The sequence below is a fragment of the Corynebacterium belfantii genome, assembly GCF_041898185.1.
In the GTDB taxonomy this organism is placed as follows: Bacteria; Actinomycetota; Actinomycetes; order Mycobacteriales; family Mycobacteriaceae; genus Corynebacterium; species Corynebacterium belfantii.
On sequence record NZ_CP157823.1, the window covers coordinates 473,307 to 495,703 of the forward strand.

The following is a 22,397-nucleotide window of genomic DNA, read 5'->3' on the forward strand; positions in this document are numbered from 1 at the left end:
AGGTGTCCACCAAACGGGGGTCAGGCCCGACTTCGAAGCGCTTAATTCAGCTACACTGACTAAAGCAGCATAGCTAACCCCCGACGTGTCCACTTTCCGTGGGTCAGGCCCCAAGACACTTCCGCATAACACAACACACGAGAGGAGCCTTCGTCGTGGGAGGCAAAATAATGGAGAGCTTGCAAAAGCTCGGTAAGGCCCTAATGGGTGCTGTGGCAGTCATGCCAGTCGCAGCGATCCTCATGGGTATTGGTTATTGGATTGACCCGGACGGTTGGGGTGCAAACAACTGGGTAGCAGCAGTTCTGATTACTGCTGGCGCAGCTGTTCTGGATAACCTCGGCTGGATCTTTGCTATTGCGATTGCATTCGGACTTGCACGCGACCACAACGGTGCGTCCGCACTGTCCGGTTTCTTGGGATTCGCAACAGTCACCCTTCTGCTCGCTCCGGAAAAGGTTGCAGGCTTTAAGGGCATCGACCTCGAAAATCTGACTGACGAGCAGGCACTTGCTTGGGCTTCCCAAGGTTGGGCGGCTGTCAACGGTAAGAACGTGCTGTTCGGTATTTTGGTTGGCCTGCTAGCTGCATGGTGCTACAACCGCTTCCACAAGACTCGACTACCGGAGTTCCTCGCGTTCTTCTCGGGCCGTCGCCTCGTCCCGATTATGACGTCGCTGTTCTCGATTCTGCTTGCAGGTGCCCTGTTCCTGCTGTGGCCGCTGCTGTACTCGGCACTGTTCAACTTCGGTGAAGCAATCCAGGGCATGGGTGCGATCGGTGCGGGTATTTACGCTGTTGTAAACCGCCTGCTGATCCCAACGGGTCTGCACCACGCTTTGAACTCGATCTTCTGGTTCGACATCATCGGCATTAACGATATTGGTAAGTTCCTCGGTGGCGCCGCCACGCTCGCAGACGCTGCTGCAGCTACGGATGCGGCTTCCTGCCCGGGCATGTGGACCGGTTCAAGCTGTGAGGTTGTAGGTGTTGTTGGCCGCTACCAGGCTGGCTTCTTCCCCGTCATGATGTTCGGCCTTCCGGGTGCTGCTCTGGCAATGTACCTGCGCGCTGATTCCAAGGCGAAGAAGACTGTTGCTTCGCTTATGCTGGCTGGCGCTCTTGCTTCGTTCTTCACTGGTGTTACCGAGCCCCTCGAGTTCTCCTTCATGTTCCTCGCTCCGGCTCTGTACCTGGTTCACGCCCTCCTCACCGGTATTTCGGTATTCATTGCGGCGACCTTCCATTGGACTGCAGGCTTCGGCTTCTCGGCTGGTTTTGTTGACATGATCCTGTCTGCGCAGAACCCGATCGCAAACAAGTGGTACATGCTTCTATTCCTAGGTGTTATCTACTTCTTCATCTACTTCGGCATCTTCTACTTACTGATCGGTGTGTTCAACCTGAAGACGCCTGGTCGTGGTGATGACGTCGATTCTGGTGCAATGGAAGTTAAGGCCGGCGAGGCCTCGGATATCGCTAAGACCATCATTGAGGGTCTTGGCGGCGCTGCAAACATCAAGTCGATTGATTACTGCGCAACCCGTCTTCGCACCGTAGTTAATGACAATGTGAAGGTTTCAGAGAAGACTATTAAGAGCGCTGGCGTTGCCGGTATCATCCGGCCGTCCCAGTACTCCGTCCAGGTTGTAATCGGCCCGGATGTGCAGTTCGTTTACGACGACGTCGCAGATCTTCTTAAAGCCTCTGAAGTTTCACTGGAGGGTGAAAAGGAAGTCTAATGTTTGGCCTTGGCAAGAAAGAAATCGAACTTTACCCGGTTTTCGAAGGGCACGTTGTTTCTTTTGATGACGTTCCCGATGAAATGTTCCAGCAGCGAATGCTGGGCGAAGGATACGCGGTAGTTCCTAACGAAGTTGAGACGCTAGACGTCCTCGCTCCGGTTGATGGAACTGTGTCAAAGACTTTTAAGACTTTGCACGCGTTTGCAATTCAAACTTCGGAAGGCCTTGACGTACTGGTTCACATTGGTTTGGGAACCGTTGAGCTTGGAGGGAAGGGCTTTGAACAACTCGTCCCCAAGGGCACAAGCGTTAAGGCTGGAGAACCGATTATTCGAGTCGACGCTGCCGCGGTTCGCGCTGCAGGCAAAGACCTGGTAACTCCGGTGGTTTTCACCAAGAAGAAGCAGGTCGCAAAGGTCGATATCACGGAGGGAGACGCAGTTCTTTCCAAAGTGTGTTGCAAGGTCAAGTTAGCGTAAGCGAAAGCGAAGAATATGGTTACCAGAACCGTTAAGATCGCCTCGAAGGTCGGCCTACATGCTCGGCCCGCATCCATTTTTGTGGATGCAGCTGAGGAATCCGATTACGACATCACGATCAGCTTCGACGGCGAAGAGGCGGATGCCACTTCGATTCTTGACGTCATGGCACTTGGTGCGATGCACGGCGATGAAGTAACTCTGTCTGCTGAAGAAGATGAAGCGGCTGCGGACCTCGACAGGCTTGTTGAGCTACTCAGCCAGGATCTAGAAAGTTAAGGAGAGACCGATTTTGGCGGATACGTTGACCGGTATTGGTGTTAGTCTGGGTATTGCTCATGCCCCAGTAGTTCGGGTGACTGAAGCGCCTGGGTATGACCAGTCTGAACAGCCAAGTACAGATATAGAATCTGACGGTGAGCGTATCCGCCAGGCTCTCCTCGGCGTTTCCGAGGATCTGAAGGCGTTTGCCGAGGATTCCCCGGAAGAGTCGAAAAAGATTTTGCAGACCACGGCCTCGCTTGCCAAGGATAAAGGGCTAGCGAAGGCCAGCATCAAGCAGTTGAAGTCCCACGGCGTGACTGCCTCAGTGCATTTGGCCGTGGAAGAATACGCGGCGAAGTTCATGCGCCTGGGCGGCTATTTCGCTGAGCGTGTAACCGACCTGTACGACGTGCGCGACCGCGTGATTGCCAAGTTGTTGGGCCAACCCGCGCCGGGGATCCCGGAACTTTCCGAACCTGCCATCCTCGTCGCGCGCGACCTCTCCCCCGCCGATACGGCAACCATGGACGTTAATAAAGTCCTTGGGATCATCATGCGCGAGGGCGGAGTTACGTCGCACGCCGCGATTTTGTGCGCGCAACTTGGGATTCCCGCTATTGTGCACGTTACAGATGCAGATCGCCTAGAAGATGGCCAAATGGTCGCAATTGATGGCAACGCCGGCGTTGTGTTTGTGGAACCCGATGAGGCAGCCGTTTCAGAACTTGAATCGTTCGCCGCTGCGCGTGAGGACATGATTAACCAGTTCTCTGGTGCCGGTGCCACTTCGGATGGGCATCACGTGGGACTGCTCGCCAACATTGGCACGGTTTCAGATGCCGTGTTTGCAGGACAGAACGAGGACGTTGAAGGTATCGGCTTGTTCCGCACCGAGTTCATGTTCCTCGGAAAAGCTTCAGCGCCAACACTTGAGGAGCAGACGAAGGAGTACACGCGCGTTCTCCGCGCGATGGGTGACCGCAAGGTTGTTGTCCGCACGCTAGATGCAGGCGCTGACAAGCCGCTTGCGTTTGCCTCAACTCGTGAAGAGGAAAACCCGGCGCTCGGACAGCGCGGCCTGCGCCTATCAATGGTTCGCGAAGATTTGATTGACACGCAACTGCAGGCTCTTGCAGCTGCGGATAGCCAGACGGATGCTGACCTGTGGGTGATGGCTCCAATGGTGTCCACTGTTGAGGAAGCCCGCTGGTTCGCTGATCATGCACGGGCTGCCGGTCTGAAATGCGTCGGCATCATGATTGAGGTGCCGGCAGCCGCACTACGCGCCAAGAAACTCGCGAAGGTTGTGGATTTCTTCTCGATTGGATCAAACGATTTGGCGCAGTACACGATGGCTGCTGACCGCACAGATGCTGTACACGCCCAGTTGCTGAACCCGTGGCAACCAGCCGTTCTGGATCTGTTTGCCGCGGCCGGCGAGGCCGACGTCCCTGTCGGCGTGTGCGGTGAAGCTGGTGGAGATCCCCTGCTAGCCGTCGTCCTCGTTGGACTTGGCGTGGCCACGCTGTCGATGGCTCCACGAAAGATTCCAGCCGTGCGAGCCGCATTAGCATTGCACTCCCTGGAAGATTGCCAGCGGATTGCGCGCGCAGCCAGGGATGCGGACACAGCTGATGAGGCCCGCGCCGCAGCTCTAGCAGCCGCCAATCCAACCCTGCGGAGCATCGTGGCCTAACAGCACCTCCGCAGTTTAAGAATCCTCAACGTAGTCGGCCCAGTGACGCTTAGATTAGGGGGCGCAAGCGATTAACTCACCCCCGCGCTTGCATGCCTAGCCACGGGTGCTGAGTGTCTCGAACCTGAGCTTCAGATAGTTTAGGACGCGCACAGCGTTCCGCTAATTCCTTAACCGTCTCTAAAACTCGTTGTTTCTTACATACATCACACTTATTAGGTCAAACACATCTCCGAATATTGCGGGAAATAGTCCAAAAGGACTACTCGTCTTTGCATAAAATGGCTGGAGTTGTCTTCTGTACATCAGGACCTTCTCGTTGGAGAGTTCACTGGTGAATGAATCATTTTAGGCATTGGTGTCAGATCAATTTTTGGTACTCAGTTTTCTATCCCAGGTGAGCACATGGATTTTCCAAATATTTCTCCGCATCTTCGCGTTTACACCAACGAAGAGATATCGAATGCGTTTCAGTCAGGCGTACCCATATTCTTCGATACCTCGGTCTTACGAAATGAGAGTGTCAGGAAGTTTGTGTGTGAGGCTCTGATCTAGAAGGAGTTTCACAGATAATGACTACGGTGTCACCAAAGAAAAACCATGACCCGGCAAGGGTCAACGAGATCAGCGAGAAGCTGATGGAAAACCCTTAAGCTCGCCAGCTTGATCAGCGAGTTATCGACCACTGCTGATGATGCAAGCGAGCTGGTCAAAGGCTTGCGGCAGGCATCGATCAACGCTGGTCTTAAGGCAGAGATGGATGCACATTTGGGCTATGGCCATTCCGGCCGCAAGGCGAAGGCCCGGGTGGAAAACGCACAGAGCAGCAATCACCGCAACGGGTCGTATGCCAAGACCGTTAATTCTGGGTATGGCACGTTTGCACCCCAGATGGTGACTAAGGGGACACGTCGGATCACAGAGCTCGACGACATGATCATCTCTTTGTACGCCGGTGGGATGACCGTTCGCGATATTTGCCACCACCTCGCAACCACCCTGGGGGGGGGTGGGTATGAGCCCGGATACGATCAGCACCATTACCGACGCGGTCTTAGATGAGGTCATGGTGTGGCAAAATCGTCAACTCGACGAGTTTTACCCCGTCATCTTCCTTGATGCGCTACGCGTGAAAATCCGCGATGGCCACCGCGTGGTCAACAAGGCCTGTTATATGGCAGTTGGCATCGATATAGACGGCATCAAGCACATCCTGGGATTATGGATTGCTGACAATGAAGGAGCTGCATTCTGGGCATCAGTCTGCGCAGATTTAGCCAACCGTGGCGTTAACGACGTGTTCATCGTGTGCTGCGATGGGCTGAAAGGTCTACCGGAAGCAGTAGAGGCAACCTGGCCGAATTCCATGGTGCAGACCTGTATCGTGCACCTGATTCGGGCTGCGAACCGGTGGGTGTCGTATCAGGACCGCACAGGCGTCTCCCGTGCGCTACGTGAGGTCTACACGGTCGCCAACGAGGACACCGCACGTGCCTGCTTGGATGCTTTTAAGGCCAGTGAACTAGGTCAGAAATATCCGCAGTCGGTCAAAGTCTGGTGTGATGCATGGGAGCGGTTCGCGGCTGTTTTTGTAGTTCCCACCGGCGGCACGGCGGGTGCTTTACACCACGAATTCGATCGAATCGCTCAATGCTCAACTGCGTAAAGCTACTCGTAACTGGGGGCAATTCCCGAACGATACTGCCGCGTTAAAGACGCTGTGGTTGATGATCTGCAATATCGAGGACAAGTGTGCTGCCCAGCGAGCGAAGAAAGCGAAGCGCGCCGTTGAGTGCAACGGGTATATTGAAGGAGCGAAAGCCACCGGGTGGAAACAAGTCATCAACCAACTAGCTGTGGCTTACCCGGATCGATTCGCGGGCTACTTGTAAACCAAGCCCCCGCACACAAACAAACGGACACCCTCTGATCGGGGAGAATTAGCCAAGCTACTTGCCAAGGTTGGGCGCTATGATCTTCTCATCGTCGATTAGGTGGGATACATTCCCATCGAAGCTGAAGCAGCCAATCTCTTCTTCCAGCTGGTATCAACTAGGTATGAAAAGGCTTCGTTGATCATGACCTCTAATCTGGCGTTCTCACGATGGGGCGAGTGTTTCGGTGACCAAACCATCGCAGCAGCCATGATCGATCGCGTGGTCCACCACGAAGAGATCCTCACGCACAAAGGCACCAGCCACCGCATCAACGGGCACGAAGATATCCTGCCTTCCATCACCGCAGAACGTGGCAAAGTACTAAAGTAAGTAACAAACAAAATTGGGCTACTTTTCGACCGTCGCTGACAAACAAATTGACAGGCTCATGGCATCACGCAAAGACTGCGACGTAAACGCTGTATTCGGTGAGGTCGACACGCTATACGACACGATCGAGTGATCGTATAAGTACATGATCGGTGACAGATAGACCTTGGTGCCGACAACCCGAAATTCCGTGATATCACTGACCCACACCTTGTGTGGTTTATCGGGTGTGAACTCGCGATCCAGCACGTTCTTTGCAATGTGGCTGACAGTACCTTTGTATGAGTTGTACTTCTTTTTCACCCTGACCTTGGATTTCAGCCCTAACTCGTCCATGAGCTTGTAGACCAGCTTGTGGTTAACAGCCCATCCTTGGCATCGAAGGTGAGCATGAACTCGCCGGTAACCATAATGACGGTTCATCCGCTCGAAGATGTCTCGGATAGCCTGCTTAAGCTGGGCATGTTTGTCAGCTGCGGTGAGGCGTTGTTGGTGATAGAAAAACGTCGACCGGGCAAGACCGGCTGCAGCGAGCAGATCCTCCAAGTGGTGGGTTGACTTGAGGGTGACGATAGCCTTGACTTTTAACCTCGTCGCTGGTTCCTCAAGTCCCGCAATTTTTTTTAGGTACGCATTTTCAGCTTCCAGTTGCTCCACACGACGGCGAAGTTTGTCCTCCTTCGTGACAGGCTTCGGTTTAGTGGAACCCCTCGGACGCCCTTTTGGTTTTGGTCGAAGTGCCTCGTCTCCGCCTGCACGCCAGGCACGTACCCCAACTCGCGACAAGCTGGTCGGACGACAGGGCGAATTCACGGGCAAGATCCATCTTCGACTCGTCAGCAATGAAGCGATCAACGACTTCCTTCTTAATCTCGAAGGAATACTGCTGATTGATTGGTTTCTCCACAACACTGCCTGCCATGCAGTTTGAAGCGCCGTTGAAGCGTTCGCACCGGATCACGAACGACACCAAGCCGATTAGCCGCTGCCCTGTATCCCATACCTTCCTCAAACAATTCAACAAGTTGCAGACGCTGATGCTCGGTCAAGGAACTTCGTGCTCTCAAAGAAATACTCCCCACTAGTAGGAGTCTGATTTCTCAGTCCAACTAATGGGGAGCAGTTCAAAATCAGGAGGAGCATTTCTTTATGGGTTTAGAGGATCTCGGTGGCCTTCAGGATTTCAGCGATTGCATCGCGGGATGGGGCGTCGTCGATAGGTGCCAATGGCATGGACATCAGGTTGGAGGAGAAAATACCCATGAGCTCGAGGGCGGTCTTGAAAGAACCGACACCTGCTGCTGGGCCAACCTTGCCGATAGGCTGGAAGACGATCTCGAACAGGGCAGCGAGGCGATCTTGTTCCTTCTGAACGGTAGCCCAGTCGCCGGCCTCTGCAGCCTTCCACATGCGGACGTAGCCGGCGGGATCGACGTTGCCAAGACCTGGGACGCAGCCGTCGGCACCTGCGATGAATGCGCCGTCGACTACTGCCTCGTGGCCGGTGAGCAGGGTTAGTGGGGAGCCTGCCTTCTTGTTCAGCATGACAAGGCGGCGGAAGGAGACGTCGTCGCCAGAGGAATCCTTAACGCCTACCAGAACACCCTCAGAGCCCAATTTGACCAGCAGCTCAGGGGAGAGCTTAGTGTGTACGCACACGGGGATGTCGTAAGCGATAACAGGAAGCGACGTTGCTGCAGCTACCGCACGGAAGTGAGCCTCTACCTCTGCAGGTCCACAGATAGCGTAGAAGGGGGCGGTGACTACGATAGCGTCGACGCCTGCCTCTTCGGCAGCCTTGATGTGGCCGAGCATTCGGTTGACTTGCATATCGATCACGCCAGCATACACAGGAACGCGGCCAGCTGCGATGCGGACGATTTCGCGAATAACGGTTGCGCGGTCTTCGTCGGATAGAAATGCGACCTCACCTGAGGAACCCAAAGCGAACAAGCCGTCAACGCCACCAGCGATGAGGTGCTCAACCAGGCGCTCGAGAGCTTCGAAGTCAATGCTGCGATCGGACTTCATTGGAGTTAGTACTGGTGGGATGATGCCCTTGACGATGGAAGACATGATAGGAAAAATCCTTTCAACAAAAAGCGTAAATTTTAGAGGAATGACGGGGTTGCGGCGAGCAACGTGCGAGTGTAATCCGTCTTAGGGGCGGCAAAGAGCTGCTCAGTAGGTTGCTCTTCTAAGATCTCACCTTTATACATAACGCACATGCGGTCTGAAATGTAGCGGACGGTGTTGATGTCGTGGGAGATGAAGACCAAGCCGAGGCCAAGCTCGGTGCGTAGGTCAGAGAGCAGGTTGAGCACTTGGGCACGGACGGAGACGTCCAAAGCGGAGGTGGGCTCGTCGGCGATGATGAGATCAGGTTCGAGCGCTAACGCACGAGCGATAGCAACACGCTGGCGCTGACCACCAGAAATCTGACGAGGCAAAACGTCGAGTGCCGATTGTGGCAAACCAACGAGGCTTAACAATACCTGCACGCGGGTAAGTCGATCTGCCTCGGTGCCGATCTTGTGCACGCGCAGCGGATCAAGGAGCTGTTCCTTCACCGTCATACGAGGGTTCAAAGCAGTAGCTGGGTCTTGGAACACCACGGAGATCGCACGGCCGAGCTCCTTGCGCTGATGGCCGCTGCCGGTCATCTTGGTTCCGTTGAAGAATACTTCGCCGCTGGTGGGCTTTTGCAGACCAACCATCACGCGGGCCAATGTGGACTTACCGCAGCCGGATTCCCCCACAATGCCGACGACCTCGCCACGATCGACGTGGAAGTTCACATTCTTATTGGCGTGAACCGTATCAGGGCGAAAGAGCTTTCCGGTACGAGTCTTGTGAATAACATTGACGTCTTTGAGTTCAATCAGTGGAACATCGGAGCTGCGTCCGGTGAGACGTTCTCGAGACTGTTTCACATGGTTCGACATGATGACTATTCTCCTTTGCTCTGCATCGCTGCTAGGAGCTCATCGGTAGCAGCCCAGCGGTGGGTGGACGTTCCGTCGATGGCACGCATGACTGGCTTCTGGTTGAGGCCAAGCTGTGGGTGGCTAGAACGTGGTGCGAAGCGGTCGCCAGCAACAAACTCGCGAGGGCTTGGAACCGTACCAGGCACCTGGTAGAGGCGAGATGCACCGGATTCGATGGACAACACAGCGCCGAGGAGGCCGCGGGTGTATTCGTGGTGTGGATCGGCAAGAAGTTCGCGGGTGTGACCCTGTTCAACAACCTGACCTGCGTACATGACGGTGATCTTGTGCGCGAGCTTAGCCACCAGCGCAAGGTCGTGGCTGACGAAGATCATGGAGAAGCCGAGCTTTTCGCGCAGCTCGTTGAGCAAGTCCACCACTTGGTGCTGCACGGTGACGTCGAGAGCCGTGGTGGGCTCGTCGGCAATAAGCAGGCGAGGATTGCGGGTTAATGCCATGGCGATGAGCACACGCTGGCGCTGACCACCGGAAAGCTCGTGAGGGTAGGATTTCAGGGTACGAACTGGATCCAAGCCCACCAGCTCCATGAGTTCTTCCGCGGTGCGCTTACCGCCACGACGGATCAGCTGGTTAAGCTGAGTGCTAATCAGCATCGAGGGGTTCAAAGAGCTGAGTGCGTCTTGGTAGATCATGGCCATGTCGTGACCGCGCAGTGCATTGCGCTCATCAGCGGACATTTCCAGCAGGTTCTTGCCACCGTAGAGGATCTCGCCGGTGATAACAGCGGTTGGAGGCAACAGACCCATGATGGTCATAGCGATCAGGGACTTACCACAACCGGATTCGCCAACCAGGCCCATGGTTTCGCCTGGTGCGACGGTGAAGTTGACCTTGTCCACGATCTTGACATCGCCGTGAGCGTTCGGGAACGCGATGCTGAGGTCCTTGACTACGATCAGCGGTTCTTCGCCGCGGGTGTAGTTGAGTCGGCGATCTTCCGACATTTCCGCATCACGCAGTTTAGCCAGCGAGGTGTTCAAAGCCTTGGCGGCTTCTTCCTCAGTGGTGTGGCCCAAGGTGTTGCGCTTGTCGATCGTAGGATCGTTGTCAGAAACAGCTGCGGTGCGCTTGATACGAGGTGAAGCCATGGCATCGGTGAGTCCCTCAGACAGGATGTTCAAAGCGAGCACCGTCAGCAGAATCATCAAACCTGGGAAGAACGTAGGCCACCATGCACCGGAGAGCAGAAGCTGCTTGCCGTCGGCCAAGATGTTGCCCCATGAAGGCTCTGGCGGCTTCACACCAGCGTTAATGAAGGACAAGGAAGCTTCGAAGACGATGGCGTCTGCAACCAGCACGGTAGCGAACACGGCGATAGGAGCAATTGTATTGCGTGCAACGTGCTTGAGGAGGATGTGAGGGATACGCGCACCCATCACCTTGGCGGCAGCAACGTAGTCTTCACCAAACTCGCTCAAGATATTAGCGCGAACCACACGAGACAGCTGTGGGACGTACAGGAAGCCGATGGCAAACACCAGCACAGGAAGCGAGGTGCCAAACACTGCGACGAACACGGCTGCCAAAGCGATGCCTGGGAAGGACATAATGATGTCCAAAATGCGCATCAAAACTTCGGAGACAACCTTGCCGCCAGTAGCAGCAACGGAGCCGAGAACAGCGGCAGCTGCGAGAGCTGCTGCGGTAGCACACAAGCCGATGACGAGGGAGGAACGGGCGCCGAAGGCGACACGAGCGAAAATGTCACGACCGATGGCGTCGGTACCGAACCAGTGCTCACCACTTGGTGGCTGAACTGGGGTAGAAGAGGCGAGAGGATCGTAGCTGGAGATCAATGGCGCAAAGATTGCCATTGCAGCGATGAGAGCGAGGAAGATCAAAGCGATCTTAGAGGCTACAGGCAGGGACTTTAGACCGATAAAGCGGTGGCCTGCTTTGGTTTCGAGGTTTTCTGTCAGGTTGCGTCGCATTAGATGCTCCTGATGCGTGGGTTGACGAGTACGTACAGCATGTCAACGATGATGTTAATGATGATGAAGGCCACGGCCACGGTAAGTGTGACGCCCTGGACGAGGAAGACGTCGTTACGCGTCACACCGTCAAGGATCAGCTGACCCATAGCCTGGATGTTGAAGATGATCTCGATGATCACGGCACCACCCATGAGGTAACCGACGCGAAGGCCGAGAACCGTAATGGGGGTAATCAAAGCATTGCGCAAAACATTTCGAGAAATAACTTCTGACTTTGGAATGCCCGAACCGATAGCGGTACGAACATAGTCCTTGTCGAGTTCTTCCACCATGGCGGTACGCACAACACGAGTCAACGAACCGGCAACAGGAACGCCGAGCGCGAATGCTGGAAGGAAGATGTTGTTGAAGTAGATCTGAGGGTTTTCCGTCATCTTGGTCCAGCCGGTGACAAGGGCAGGGAATAGGCCCCACGCGCCGGGGATCGTACCCAGCCACTGGATGAGCAAGATAGCCAACCAGAAGGAAGGAGTAGCAAGCGCTGCGATGGAGACGATACGGATGATCTGGTCAGGCCAGCGATCGCGGTACAGTGCAGCGATAACGCCGAAGACGAGGGCGAAGACAACTGCGATGAGTAGGCCCCACATAGTCAGCTGCAAGGTGATAGGGAATGCGCGGGCTACAACGTCGGTGACGGGGGTGTTACCAGTGGTGGTGCCCAAGTCACCGTGCAACATGTCGCCGAGGAAGTGGAAATAACGGACAAGGAGAGGATCGTTGAGGCCGTGGGATTCCCGGTACTCTTCGAGAGCTTCAAGCGATGCCGTCTCGCCGAGCGCTAAACGCGCTGGGTCGGCTGGGCTGAAGGACATGATGAAGAATACGAGGAACGTCACACCGAGAATCATGATCGGCAACGCGACGAGGCGCCTACCAATCAGACGGAGGAGGTTAGACATGTGCGTAATCCTGACTATCGGAACTGTTATCTGCAGCTAAGATCGCTGAACCATGTACATTGCGTGCAACCAATTGAGGGGGTTGGAATATCTTATTCAGCGCTTGCTGGACGAAAAATGTTTGCCGGTGGCCGTGGTATTTATGCCACCGGCAAAGAGATAAAAGGTGGCGGGGTTCCCCCTAGGACCCGCTCTAGGCGATGTGTGGAAAAGATCGGGAGCTAGGGGGAAGATTGAGTGCTACTGAGTGGTGCCAACACCCGAGAAGCTCAGGCCGGTCAGGGAGATCGGCTTGAAGTCAACCAGCGTGCTTGCATCCCACGCGGTTGGAGCCTTGCGGTGGAACAGTGGGTAGAGAGGAACGTTCTCGGAGATGATGTCGAGCGCCTCGTGCCACTTGTTCTTCTGCTCGGACTCGCTGGTAGCTGCAAGGCCTGCGTCGAGAACCTTCTGAAGCTTGGTGTAAGCCTCGGTGCCCTTCCAGTGCATACGGGTGTCGGTCCAGGTGTCTCCGGAGTACCACCAGCGTATGAGCAGGTCAGGGTCGGTGCCGAATACAGATGGGTCGCCAGGTGCGATCACAACGTCGTAAGCCTCTGGCTTGCCGTCGATGGTGTTGTACACATCCGAAGACTTCTTCTCGGTGAAGTCGACCTGAATGCCCAAAGCAGTCAGGGACTCCTGGATCAATGGGGTGCACTTCTTAACCCAGTCGTGGTCGGTGCACAGCATGCGCAGCTTGGTAAGGCCAGTCTCTTTGAACAAAGCCTTTGCCTTTTCTGCATCGTGCGAGTAAACAACCTTGGCCTCGTGGTACTGAGGGTGCTCCTTGTGTAGGAAGGAGGTAGGCGCGGTTGCCTGGCCGAGCAGAGCGGTCTTGATGACCTTCTCCATGTCGATGCCGTAGAGGAATGCTTGGCGGTTCTTCAAGTCGCTGAATGGGTTGGACTTGTCGTTGTTAAACATTGCGAACAGCAAGCCGAAGCCCTGGACGGATTCCACAGTGTGGGTACCCTTAAGCTGGTCGATGGAGAGGTAAGGAACCGAGTCGATAGCCTGAACGGACTTGGACTGCAAAGCATTGGTCCGAGTCGAAGCATCTGGGATGATCTGCCAGACCATGTTTTTTGCGCGAGCTGGCTTAGGGCCGTTGTAGTCCTCGAAGCGCTCGAACTTCACGGTCTTAGAGGTACCACCGTTGTCGGTCATCTTGTAAGGGCCGGAACCGATTGGGTTAGCGGAGAATGCGTCAGCGTCCTTCTCAACAGCTGCCTTAGGAACGATCTTGACCACAGCAAGGCGGCTAGCAAAAACGCCAGTCTCGGTGGAAAGCTTGAAGACGACAGTCTTGTCGTCCTTCTTCTCAACGCTGGTAATGAATGGAATGAAGGAGGCGTACAGGCTCTTGTTGGCTTTATCTAGTACGCGCTCGAAGGAGAAGACAACGTCATCGGCGGTGACTGCGCTGCCATCGTGGAACTTGGCGCCGTCGCGAAGCGTGACCTCTACCTCGGTGCCGGAAGCCTTTGGCATTTCCTTAGCCAAAGCTGCGTAGGTTTCGCCCGTGGCTGGGTCGATTTCGGTCAGACCCTCGAGGGTGTGCCAGTTAGCAGCAATTGTCAGGGCTGCGGTGGTGGACATTGGGTCGTAACCATTGGTGCCCAACTCGTAAGAGATTGCTGCGTTAATGGTGCCATCGTTATTGGCAGATCCGGCTGCTGCTTGGCTGCCGGATGTGGAAGAACCGCTGTTATCGGGGGCACACGCCGAGAGGGTGGCGGCGAAGCCTGCTGCAAGTCCGACTGCGCCGGAGATCTTAAAGAAATCGCGGCGAGAGTAGCGGCGCTGTGAATCCATGCTCATAGGAGTTTCCTTTCCCAAGTGAGGAATTAGCATCGACGGTCGATCTACAAAGCATCCTACATCAGACGTCTGATGTCAGGGGTAGAAATGTGTTAACATCACACCTGAAAGCCACGGATCGCGCTTTCTCAACCCCCATTCCATTGTGGTTCGGCATGTTCAAGCACAGCGGTGACATGGAGAAATGGGAGGCCAACGGTCTGCGACACAGTACTTTTGAAAGTGATTCTCACCGATTACTAGGGGTAAACATCGCAAAAGCCCCCACAAACCAGTGATTTATCTCTCCTCAAAATTAGTAACAAAGTACCCCTGTACGGAACCAAGGAGTCACCGTGAAGGATCATTCTGGGATCAGCTTCGGCAAAAACCCCACCGTCTTAGCTATCGAAAACTACATACGCGAAAACGGACTCACACCAGGAGACGTACTCCCCTCAGAGGCCGCAATCTGCGAGCACCTGAGCGTATCCCGTTCCTCAGTACGAGAAGCAATGAGGACACTCGCCTCCCTTGACATGGTAGAAATCCGCCACGGACACGGCACCTACGTCGGAAAAATGTCTATGGCCCCACTCGTCAACGGCATGGTTCTCAGGCTGACACTCAACGAAAAATCCGCGATCGAAAACCTCCAACATGTAGTAGGTATGCGCATCGCCCTCGACCGCAGCAACGCCCAAGAACTCGCCGCCTATTACAAAGGGCGCGAAACCCCTAAGCTCGACCAAATCGTGGAAGAAATGAAAATCCAGTTTGAGCGCGGAGAATCCTTCGAACACCAAGATTTCCTCTTCCATCAACTGCTCAACGACCACCTCTCCAACCCACTCATGCAGGAATTTTCCATGGCACTGTGGGAAATCCACACCCGCGTCGTGCCACAGTTGGGGTTACGCGATCCCGAAGACATCTCCAACACCGTCCAAGCACACGCACACATGGTAGAAGCGCTGCGTGCAGGAGACGTCGACAAGCTGCTAGAAACCATCGACGAGCACTATCAGCCACTGCTCAGCATCCTGGAAAAGAACCGTCAATACGTCGAACAAACAGAGCACGCAGCTGAATCCCAGAAAGGCACCCTTCACCTATGACACACGCACTCGGTGTCGACATCGGCGGCACCAAAATCGCAGTCGGAATCGTAGACACCACCGACCCCACCACCGTAATCAGCCGACACATCGTCCCCACGCCCGACCACGACGTGATTGACCACGTACGCGACGCGATCGCCCACATCATCACCCCAGAAGTAACTAGCATTGGCATCGGCGCGCCGGGCGTGATCGACGAAACCACAGGCGTAGTCGTCTCCTCCGGTCCCACCATGCAAGGCTGGGCTGGCACACGCATCGCGGATACTATTGCCGTGGAATTTTCGCTACCCGTCGCCGTGCATAACGACGTCCGCGTCATGGGGCTCGGCGAATCCATCTACGGCGCCGGACGCGACTACACCAATGTGCTCTTTGTCAGCCTTGGGACAGGTGTCGGCGGCGCCATTGTTCGTGACGGACGCCTCGTAGCATCCCCGCACCACACTGCAGGCGAACTTCGGGCACTCATCGGCAGGCTTCCCGACGGCCGCGCAGACCTCCTAGAAAACTTCGCCGCAGGACCCGGCTTGGCACAAAGATTCGGTGAACTCTACCCCGAACACGCAGGTCGTGACCTGCGATTCATCATGGAGCTCTACCATGCAGGAGACACCCACGCCCGCGACTACATCACCGCGACGCTTACAGCAGCGGGCGAAACCATCGCAGGATTCGCCAGCGCCATCGACGTAGACGCCATCATCATCGGCGGCGGAGTAGGCAACATCGGCGACGCCATCATCAAACCATTTGCCCACGGATTCGCAGCCCACGCCATTCCACCGCTGGGCACGATCCCCATCCGGCAAGCACAACTTGGCACCGACGCACCGATCGTCGGCGCAGCACACCTTGGCCACAGCGCCATCGTATAACACGCAATAACTATTGAAGGAGAAAACCATGGACCGTAACGAATTTATTGACCAAGTACGTGGCAGCCTGATCGTCTCAGCACAAGCCCCAACAGGCCACCCACTGCGCGACACCCGCACCATCGCCTTCCTTGCAAAAGCTGCAGAATACGGTGGATCCACCGCCATTCGCTGCGGCGGCTACGGCGGACTCGACGACATCGCCGCAGTACGCGAAGCCGTATCCCTGCCTGTCATTGGCCTCACCAAAGAAGGCGACACCGGCGTGTACATCACCCCCACCGTTGCCTCCGCGGTAGCAGCAGCACAAGCAGGTGCAGACGTAGTTGCTATCGACGCCACCCTGCGCCCCCGCCAAGACGGATCCACCTTCAAAGAACAAGTAGATGCCGTTCATGCCGAAGGAAAACTCGCCATGGCTGACATCGCTACCGCCGAAGAAGCCGTCCAAGCACACCGCGACGGTGCCGACATCATTTCCACCACATTGGCCGGATACACCGAGCACCGCGAAAAGACTCACGGCCCCGACATCGAGCTCATCAAGGAAATCCGCGAGCTCCTAGGCGATGAGATCTTCCTGATCGGCGAAGGCCGCTTCCACAGCCCAGAGCACGTCAAGCAGGGATTCGCTGCAGGTATCGACGCCGTTATCGTCGGCACCGCGATCACTGACACCGCGTGGGTTACCACCCAGTTTGCCAACGCAGCCCGCGGAAACTAATACCCCCACACATTACAACCGAGGAGTACCAAGGAATGAAACAGATCATCGGTGATCTGGTCACTCCAGCCGGTGTTCTACCGCACCATCGGATAGACATCGACTCTAACGGAATGATCGCAGCGATCACACCAGCAGCAGAAGTAGATAACCCACCCCTCGTGCTGCCAGGTCTTGCCGACATCCACAATCACGGTGGAGCAGGGGAATCCTTTCCCAACTCTGACTACGACGGATGTGTGATCGCCGCACGCCACCACCGCGCACATGGTTCGACCACGCTGCTGGCGTCGACAGTATCCATGCCCGAGCACACCCTACTGCCGCAACTATCCCTCCTCGCAGATCTTGCCGACGCCGGTGAAATCGACGGAATCCACGCCGAAGGCCCCTTTGTTAACCCGTGCCGCTGCGGCGCACAAGACCCAGAAGCGATCATCCCCGGCGACCCAGAACTGTTCAAGAAAATGATCAGAGCGGCACGCGGCTGGCTCAAATCCATGACCTTCGCCCCCGAAACCGCACACGCCACGGAAATCATCGACCTCTGCGCCGAAAACAACATCATCGTCTCCCTCGGACACACCGACGCAGACTTCTTAGTCACCGAACAAGCCCTGTCCTACGCAGTAGCAGCCGGTGCAACTGTGACCGCAACGCACCTATTTAATGCGATGCCCGCAATACACCACCGTGACCCAGGTGCAGCCGCAGCGCTTATCGACGCTGCAGCCCGCGGCAACGCCCACGTAGAACTCGTCGCCGATGGCATCCACCTCGATGACCACACAGTGCGCATGGTCATCGACTCTGTAGGTGCGGATCGAGTGAGCTTTGTCTCCGACGCGATGGGCGCAGCAGGAAAAGAAGACGGAGACTACGTTCTCGGAGCCCTCGCCGTCACTGTGAAAGACTCCGTCGCACGACTGACCACCACCGACGGCAGTGAAGGCGCTATCGCAGGCGGCACCTCACGTGTGATCGACCAAGTACGCCGACACGTCGCCGCAGGATTCCCCATAGAAGACGTAGTCAAAGCCGCAACCGAAGGAACCCGAATCCTCGGATTACACGACCGCGGGGCCATCGAAGTAGGAAAACGCGCAGACCTTGTCCTATGCAGCGGCGACTTTCATGTCGACCACGTGCTCATCAAAGGCGAGGACATCTAAGGCCATAAGCCCCCTCAAAAGAAAGAGAAAAACATGGAGATCGTAATCACCCCCACCAAGGACGACGCCGCTCGTATCGCCGCCGACATCCTCGAAGAATACGCACGTGAAGGAAAGACCCTGGGTCTTGCTACCGGATCTACTCCGCTAGGCACCTACCAAGAGCTCATTCGTCGTCACAATGAGGAAGGCTTGTCGTTTGCCGAATGCCAAGCATTTACTCTCGATGAGTACGTCGGATTGCCTCGCGAACACGAGCAAAGCTACTACAGCACCATTCGACGGGAATTTACTTCGCACATCGATATCCCAGATGAGAAGGTGTTCAACCCTGACGGCACCGCAGGACACCCAGGACAAGCAGCACAGGAATACGATCGCCTGATCGTAGAAAAAGGCGGTGTTGACATTCAGATTCTTGGTATCGGAACCGATGGTCACATTGCTTTTAACGAGCCAACCTCGTCTATGGCAAGCCGTACGCGTATCAAGACGCTGCACCCAGACACGGTACGCGATAATTCTCGATTCTTTGATGGCGACGAATCACAAGTTCCACACCACGTGATGACCCAAGGAATCGGTACCATCCGCGAGGCCCGACACCTGCTGATGCTCTGCTTTGGTGAGAATAAAGCAGATGCAGTCAAAGCAATGGTGGAAGGACCAGTCGCCGCCGTGTGCCCAGCATCTGTTTTGCAGCTGCATGAGCATGCCACTGTGATTGTTGATGAGGCAGCGGCAGCAAAACTTGAGCACACTCAGTATTACCGCTATGCGCTAGAGAATAAGCCAGACTGGCAACGCTTCTAATCGCATAGAAAAGGAGCGCTCCTCTTGGGTGAGGGGAGCGCTCCTTTTTACGTTATTGATTAACGAATACCTGGGATTCGAATGTTGAAGATCTTAGCTAGCATGCTGCCAATGCCGAATGCTGCGATCATGATCGACAAGACTGTGGACAGCTTGCCCAAAACGTTTGACCACGAGAAGCCACCTGCGGATGATTCTGATTCGGAAGTGTTTGAATCTTCAGGACCTTCATGTTCTTTTTTAGTTTTTCCAAAGCAGACCCATCGCTGGACTCCTTCACCGCTGGTGGCTTGCTGGAATCGACAAGTTTGACCAGGGAGTAGACCTCACTCGCGTCATCGCTCTTGTTGTAGTTCGGCACAATGATGGTGCCATGGGGGTGGGGTTAGTTCTGAGGTGGACCGCTTTGACGTGTAAAAATAATTTTGACTAATTTCTTGTGATTTGCTTTTTTGATGTGTAACCTCTTTCTTTGGTCTTGTGGGTAACTACATACAGGCCACAATGTAAATTTTCAAACCTACTTTGTTGTAGGCCCCCCGCCTTATGCGACCGCGTGAATAACAGGCAGCGAGCACCTCAGCTACTGAGCTAGGGGAGCGCTAGTGGCCCTCAAGAGCGCGGTTAACGCCGTTAAAGGTGGGTAGGAACCGCAACGAGAAAGGCGCCAGGTCACTTCTATGACCATGACTGATCCAATCGCCGACATGCTGTCGCGCGTGCGCAATGCAAATAATGCGCACCACGATGTAGTGTCGATGCCTTCTTCTAAGCTCAAGGCAAACATTGCCGAGATCCTGAAGTCTGAAGGCTACATTGCTGACTACAAGGTTGAGGACGCAAAGGTCGGCAAGACCTTGACTCTCGACCTGAAGTACGGCCCAAACCGTCAGCGTTCCATCGAGGGCGTTCGTCGCGTTTCTAAGCCAGGTCTGCGTGTGTATGCAAAGTCCACCAACCTGCCACAGGTCCTCGGCGGCTTGGGCGTGGCCATCATCTCCACGTCCCAAGGTCTGCTGACCGATCGTCAGGCTACCGAGAAGGGTGTAGGCGGAGAAGTTCTCGCCTACGTCTGGTAAGGGAGGAGACGAAACATGTCACGTGTAGGTAAGGCACCTATCGCAATCCCATCCGGCGTTGACGTAAAGATCGACGGCCAGCATGTTGAGGTCAAGGGTCCTAAGGGCACCTTGGATCTCACCATCCCAGAGCCAATCGTCGCTTCTGTTGAAGACGGCCAGATCAGCGTCGTTCGTCCGGACGATCACCGCAAGAACCGTTCTTTGCATGGTCTTTCCCGCTCGCTCGTTAACAACATGGTTGTTGGCGTTACCGAGGGTTACACCATCAAGATGGAGATCTTCGGCGTTGGTTACCGTGTTGCTCTGAAGGGCAAGAACCTTGAGTTCTCTCTCGGTTACTCCCACCCAGTGCTGATCGAGGCACCGGAAGGCATCACGTTCGCCGTTGACGGCAACACCAAGTTGTCTGTCTCCGGTATCGACAAGCAGAAGGTCGGACAGATCGCCGCCATTATCCGTCGTCTGCGTAAGGATGATCCTTACAAGGGCAAGGGTATTCGCTACGAAGGCGAGCAGATCCGTCGCAAGGTCGGAAAGACGGGTAAGTAAGCATGAGCAACACCGAAAACAACAACGCAAAGCGTCTTCCAGTGGGCAAGGATATCTCCACCCGCCGTCGTATCGCTCGCGCACGCCGTCACGACCGTATCCGCAAGAACCTGCGTGGCACCGCCGAGACCCCACGTCTCGTCGTGCACCGCTCTTCTCGCCACATGCACGTTCAGGTTATCGACGACATCGCTGGTCGTACCCTGGCTGCTGCTTCCACCTTGGAAGCAGCAGTACGCGCACTTGAGGGTGACAAGAAGGCTAAGGGCGCAAAGGTCGGTCAGCTGATCGCCGAGCGCGCACAGGCTGCTGGCATCACCGCTATCGTCTTCGACCGCGGTGGCTACAAGTACCACGGCCGTATTGCAGCTTTGGCTGATGCAGCTCGCGAAGGCGGTCTGAAGTTCTAATGACTGCTATCTCCATGAACCTCAACGGAAGGATTGCGTAATGCCGGGACGTGAACGGCGTGACGGCGGACGCTCCGCCGACGAAAACCAGAAGAAGAACGACCGCCGAGGCGGTCGCCGCGATGATCGTCGTAACCAGCAGCAGGACGAGCGCTCTCAGTACATTGAGCGCGTCGTGACCATCAACCGTGTGTCCAAGGTCGTGAAGGGTGGTCGTCGCTTTAGCTTCACCGCTCTCGTGATCGTTGGCGACGGCAAGGGCATGGTCGGTGTTGGTTACGGCAAAGCCAAGGAAGTTCCAGCTGCAATCCAAAAGGGTGCAGAAGAAGCTCGTAAGAACTTCTTCCGTGTTCCAATGGTCGCTGGCACCATTACTCACCCAGTTCAGGGCGAGGCTGCAGCCGGCATCGTTATGATGCGCCCAGCTGCTCCTGGTACCGGTGTTATTGCTGGTGGTGCTGCACGTCCAGTCCTCGAATGTGCAGGCGTTCAGGACATTCTGTGCAAGTCTCTTGGCTCCGACAACGCCATCAACGTGGTTCACGCCACCGTTGCCGGCCTGAAGCAGCTCAACCGTCCAGAAGAGGTCGCCGCACGTCGTGGCAAGACCTTGGAGGAAGTTGCTCCAGCTCGTATGCTGCGCGCTCGCGCAGGACAGGAGGCTTAAACCATGGCCCTGAAGATTACCCAGCACAAGGGTTTGGTTGGCGCTAACCCAAAGCAGCGTAAGAACATGGCTGCTCTTGGTCTGAAGCACATCAACCACTCCGTAGTACACCAGGACACTCCAGTCGTTCGCGGCATGGTCAATGTGGTTCGCCACATGGTGTCTGTTGAAGAAGTGGCAGGGGAGTAATAATGAGCGAACCAATTAAGCTCCACGACCTGCGCCCAGCAAAGGGTGCAAACAAGCCAAAGACCCGCGTTGGCCGCGGTGAGGCCTCCAAAGGTAAGACTGCAGGTCGCGGTACTAAGGGCACCAAGGCTCGCAAGCAGGTTTCCGCTGCTTTCGAGGGTGGCCAAATGCCGCTGCACATGCGTCTGCCAAAGCTCAAGGGCTTCAAGAACCCTGCAAAGGTCTACTACCAGGTCGTCAACGTTTCCGACCTCGAGAAGGCTTTCCCACAGGGTGGCGACGTTGCTGTAGCTGATATCGTTGCAAAGGGCCTCGTTCGCCCTAAGCAGCCTGTCAAGGTTCTTGGTAACGGCGAGATCAGCGTCAAGCTGAACGTCACTGCAACCAAGTTCTCCAAGTCTGCAGTTGAGAAGATCGAAGCCGCTGGCGGCTCCGTGACCGAGGCTTAATTTTAAGCTTCACCGAGCTGGTAGCTACTCATAATGAGTAGCTACCAGCTTTTCTTGTATACAAACCACAATGCCAAAATGTGTTCGGGGTAACAGAATTAAAGAAATGTAACCTGCGACCTTTATTATCGAAGGGTTGGTTTAAC

Annotated in this window: 18 protein-coding genes and 4 pseudogenes; 16 read left to right on the forward strand and 6 right to left on the reverse strand. The window is 55.4% G+C overall.

The window, feature by feature from the left end:
* The first annotated feature begins 170 nt into the window (after positions 1 to 170).
* From nagE to ABMV07_RS02570, 5 genes and pseudogenes are all read left to right on the forward strand, one after another.
* Positions 171 to 2,224 (forward strand): annotated as a pseudogene (gene nagE / locus ABMV07_RS02550) (N-acetylglucosamine-specific PTS transporter subunit IIBC).
* 15 nt (positions 2,225 to 2,239) lie between these two features.
* The gene (locus tag ABMV07_RS02555; protein ID WP_088267577.1) at positions 2,240 to 2,503 is read left to right on the forward strand and encodes an HPr family phosphocarrier protein; all 264 of its coding nucleotides are present in this window, start codon (positions 2,240 to 2,242) and stop codon (positions 2,501 to 2,503) included.
* 13 nt (positions 2,504 to 2,516) lie between these two features.
* Complete coding sequence (gene ptsP, locus ABMV07_RS02560; protein ID WP_234915109.1) at positions 2,517 to 4,184, forward strand: phosphoenolpyruvate--protein phosphotransferase; 1,668 nt, start codon at positions 2,517 to 2,519, stop codon at positions 4,182 to 4,184.
* Between the two features lie 572 nt (positions 4,185 to 4,756).
* Positions 4,757 to 6,076, forward strand: a pseudogene (locus tag ABMV07_RS02565) (IS256 family transposase).
* A 42-nt stretch (positions 6,077 to 6,118) separates the two neighbouring features.
* Positions 6,119 to 6,451 (forward strand): annotated as a pseudogene (locus ABMV07_RS02570) (ATP-binding protein); the annotation flags it as partial.
* 54 nt (positions 6,452 to 6,505) lie between these two features.
* On the opposite strand, the pseudogene ABMV07_RS02575 reads toward ABMV07_RS02570, so the two are convergent.
* From ABMV07_RS02575 to ABMV07_RS02600, 6 genes and pseudogenes are all read right to left on the reverse strand, one after another.
* Positions 6,506 to 7,472 (reverse strand): annotated as a pseudogene (locus tag ABMV07_RS02575) (IS3 family transposase); the annotation flags it as partial.
* Positions 7,473 to 7,606: 134 nt separating this feature from the next.
* Entirely contained in the window at positions 7,607 to 8,527 is a 921-nt protein-coding gene (locus ABMV07_RS02580; protein ID WP_088267716.1) for a dihydrodipicolinate synthase family protein, read from the reverse strand.
* A gap of 35 nt (positions 8,528 to 8,562) precedes the next feature.
* Positions 8,563 to 9,396: an ABC transporter ATP-binding protein gene (locus tag ABMV07_RS02585; RefSeq protein WP_196977137.1), complete on the reverse strand. Its 834-nt coding sequence runs from the start codon at positions 9,394 to 9,396 to the stop codon at positions 8,563 to 8,565.
* Positions 9,397 to 9,401: 5 nt separating this feature from the next.
* Positions 9,402 to 11,390, reverse strand: coding sequence for a dipeptide/oligopeptide/nickel ABC transporter permease/ATP-binding protein (locus ABMV07_RS02590; protein ID WP_088267714.1), 1,989 nt, complete (start codon positions 11,388 to 11,390; stop codon positions 9,402 to 9,404).
* Complete coding sequence (locus tag ABMV07_RS02595) at positions 11,390 to 12,355, reverse strand: ABC transporter permease (protein ID WP_088267713.1); 966 nt, start codon at positions 12,353 to 12,355, stop codon at positions 11,390 to 11,392. Before ABMV07_RS02595 ends, ABMV07_RS02590 begins: the two co-directional genes overlap by 1 nt.
* A gap of 240 nt (positions 12,356 to 12,595) precedes the next feature.
* The gene (locus tag ABMV07_RS02600) at positions 12,596 to 14,218 is read right to left on the reverse strand and encodes an ABC transporter substrate-binding protein (protein ID WP_088267712.1); all 1,623 of its coding nucleotides are present in this window, start codon (positions 14,216 to 14,218) and stop codon (positions 12,596 to 12,598) included.
* 335 nt (positions 14,219 to 14,553) lie between these two features.
* Here ABMV07_RS02600 and ABMV07_RS02605 point away from each other — a divergent pair, with 335 nt between their 5' ends.
* The 11 genes from ABMV07_RS02605 (at position 14,554) to rplO (ending at position 22,251) form a co-directional block, all read left to right on the forward strand.
* Complete coding sequence (locus ABMV07_RS02605; protein WP_088267711.1) at positions 14,554 to 15,315, forward strand: FadR/GntR family transcriptional regulator; 762 nt, start codon at positions 14,554 to 14,556, stop codon at positions 15,313 to 15,315.
* A complete protein-coding gene (locus ABMV07_RS02610; RefSeq protein ID WP_196981563.1) occupies positions 15,312 to 16,196 on the forward strand; it encodes an ROK family protein in 885 nt (294 codons plus the stop codon). Before ABMV07_RS02605 ends, ABMV07_RS02610 begins: the two co-directional genes overlap by 4 nt.
* 28 nt (positions 16,197 to 16,224) lie before the next feature.
* Positions 16,225 to 16,920 carry an N-acetylmannosamine-6-phosphate 2-epimerase gene (locus ABMV07_RS02615; protein WP_196977139.1) on the forward strand — a complete coding sequence of 232 codons (696 nt, stop codon included), beginning with the start codon at positions 16,225 to 16,227 and terminating at the stop codon, positions 16,918 to 16,920.
* 35 nt (positions 16,921 to 16,955) lie between these two features.
* A complete protein-coding gene (locus ABMV07_RS02620; protein ID WP_196977140.1) occupies positions 16,956 to 18,092 on the forward strand; it encodes an N-acetylglucosamine-6-phosphate deacetylase in 1,137 nt (378 codons plus the stop codon).
* 33 nt (positions 18,093 to 18,125) lie between these two features.
* Positions 18,126 to 18,905, forward strand: a complete 780-nt coding sequence (nagB, locus tag ABMV07_RS02625; protein WP_371891131.1) for a glucosamine-6-phosphate deaminase — start codon at positions 18,126 to 18,128, stop codon at positions 18,903 to 18,905.
* 680 nt (positions 18,906 to 19,585) lie between these two features.
* Entirely contained in the window at positions 19,586 to 19,984 is a 399-nt protein-coding gene (gene rpsH / locus ABMV07_RS02630; RefSeq protein ID WP_196977142.1) for a 30S ribosomal protein S8, read from the forward strand.
* Between the two features lie 15 nt (positions 19,985 to 19,999).
* On the forward strand, positions 20,000 to 20,536 hold the full coding sequence (rplF, locus tag ABMV07_RS02635; protein ID WP_071569725.1) for a 50S ribosomal protein L6: 537 nt from the start codon (positions 20,000 to 20,002) through the stop codon (positions 20,534 to 20,536).
* A gap of 2 nt (positions 20,537 to 20,538) precedes the next feature.
* Positions 20,539 to 20,946 (forward strand): 50S ribosomal protein L18, encoded by a 408-nt coding sequence (gene rplR, locus ABMV07_RS02640; RefSeq protein WP_374064844.1) that lies wholly within the window; start codon positions 20,539 to 20,541, stop codon positions 20,944 to 20,946.
* A gap of 40 nt (positions 20,947 to 20,986) precedes the next feature.
* A complete protein-coding gene (gene rpsE / locus ABMV07_RS02645) occupies positions 20,987 to 21,613 on the forward strand; it encodes a 30S ribosomal protein S5 (RefSeq protein ID WP_088267706.1) in 627 nt (208 codons plus the stop codon).
* A 3-nt stretch (positions 21,614 to 21,616) separates the two neighbouring features.
* Complete coding sequence (gene rpmD / locus ABMV07_RS02650) at positions 21,617 to 21,802, forward strand: 50S ribosomal protein L30 (RefSeq protein ID WP_004566826.1); 186 nt, start codon at positions 21,617 to 21,619, stop codon at positions 21,800 to 21,802.
* Positions 21,803 to 21,804: 2 nt separating this feature from the next.
* Positions 21,805 to 22,251, forward strand: coding sequence for a 50S ribosomal protein L15 (rplO, locus tag ABMV07_RS02655; protein ID WP_088267705.1), 447 nt, complete (start codon positions 21,805 to 21,807; stop codon positions 22,249 to 22,251).
* Positions 22,252 to 22,397 lie beyond the last annotated feature (146 nt).

Bases quoted from the DNA above. Each gene is read 5' to 3' on its own strand.
- ABMV07_RS02590 (WP_088267714.1), bottom strand. From the start codon at position 11,390: ATGCGACGCAACCTGACAGAAAACCTCGAAACCAAAGCAGGCCACCGC.
- rplR (WP_374064844.1), top strand. From the start codon at position 20,539: ATGAGCAACACCGAAAACAACAACGCAAAGCGTCTTCCAGTGGGCAAG.
- nagB (WP_371891131.1), top strand. From the start codon at position 18,126: ATGGAGATCGTAATCACCCCCACCAAGGACGACGCCGCTCGTATCGCC.
- ABMV07_RS02620 (WP_196977140.1), top strand. From the start codon at position 16,956: ATGAAACAGATCATCGGTGATCTGGTCACTCCAGCCGGTGTTCTACCG.
- rplF (WP_071569725.1), top strand. From the start codon at position 20,000: ATGTCACGTGTAGGTAAGGCACCTATCGCAATCCCATCCGGCGTTGAC.
- rpsH (WP_196977142.1), top strand. From the start codon at position 19,586: ATGACCATGACTGATCCAATCGCCGACATGCTGTCGCGCGTGCGCAAT.
- ABMV07_RS02580 (WP_088267716.1), bottom strand. From the start codon at position 8,527: ATGTCTTCCATCGTCAAGGGCATCATCCCACCAGTACTAACTCCAATG.
- rpmD (WP_004566826.1), top strand. From the start codon at position 21,617: ATGGCCCTGAAGATTACCCAGCACAAGGGTTTGGTTGGCGCTAACCCA.
- ABMV07_RS02585 (WP_196977137.1), bottom strand. From the start codon at position 9,396: ATGTCGAACCATGTGAAACAGTCTCGAGAACGTCTCACCGGACGCAGC.
- rpsE (WP_088267706.1), top strand. From the start codon at position 20,987: ATGCCGGGACGTGAACGGCGTGACGGCGGACGCTCCGCCGACGAAAAC.
- ABMV07_RS02615 (WP_196977139.1), top strand. From the start codon at position 16,225: ATGGACCGTAACGAATTTATTGACCAAGTACGTGGCAGCCTGATCGTC.
- ABMV07_RS02555 (WP_088267577.1), top strand. From the start codon at position 2,240: ATGGTTACCAGAACCGTTAAGATCGCCTCGAAGGTCGGCCTACATGCT.
- ABMV07_RS02600 (WP_088267712.1), bottom strand. From the start codon at position 14,218: ATGAGCATGGATTCACAGCGCCGCTACTCTCGCCGCGATTTCTTTAAG.
- ABMV07_RS02595 (WP_088267713.1), bottom strand. From the start codon at position 12,355: ATGTCTAACCTCCTCCGTCTGATTGGTAGGCGCCTCGTCGCGTTGCCG.
- ABMV07_RS02610 (WP_196981563.1), top strand. From the start codon at position 15,312: ATGACACACGCACTCGGTGTCGACATCGGCGGCACCAAAATCGCAGTC.
- rplO (WP_088267705.1), top strand. From the start codon at position 21,805: ATGAGCGAACCAATTAAGCTCCACGACCTGCGCCCAGCAAAGGGTGCA.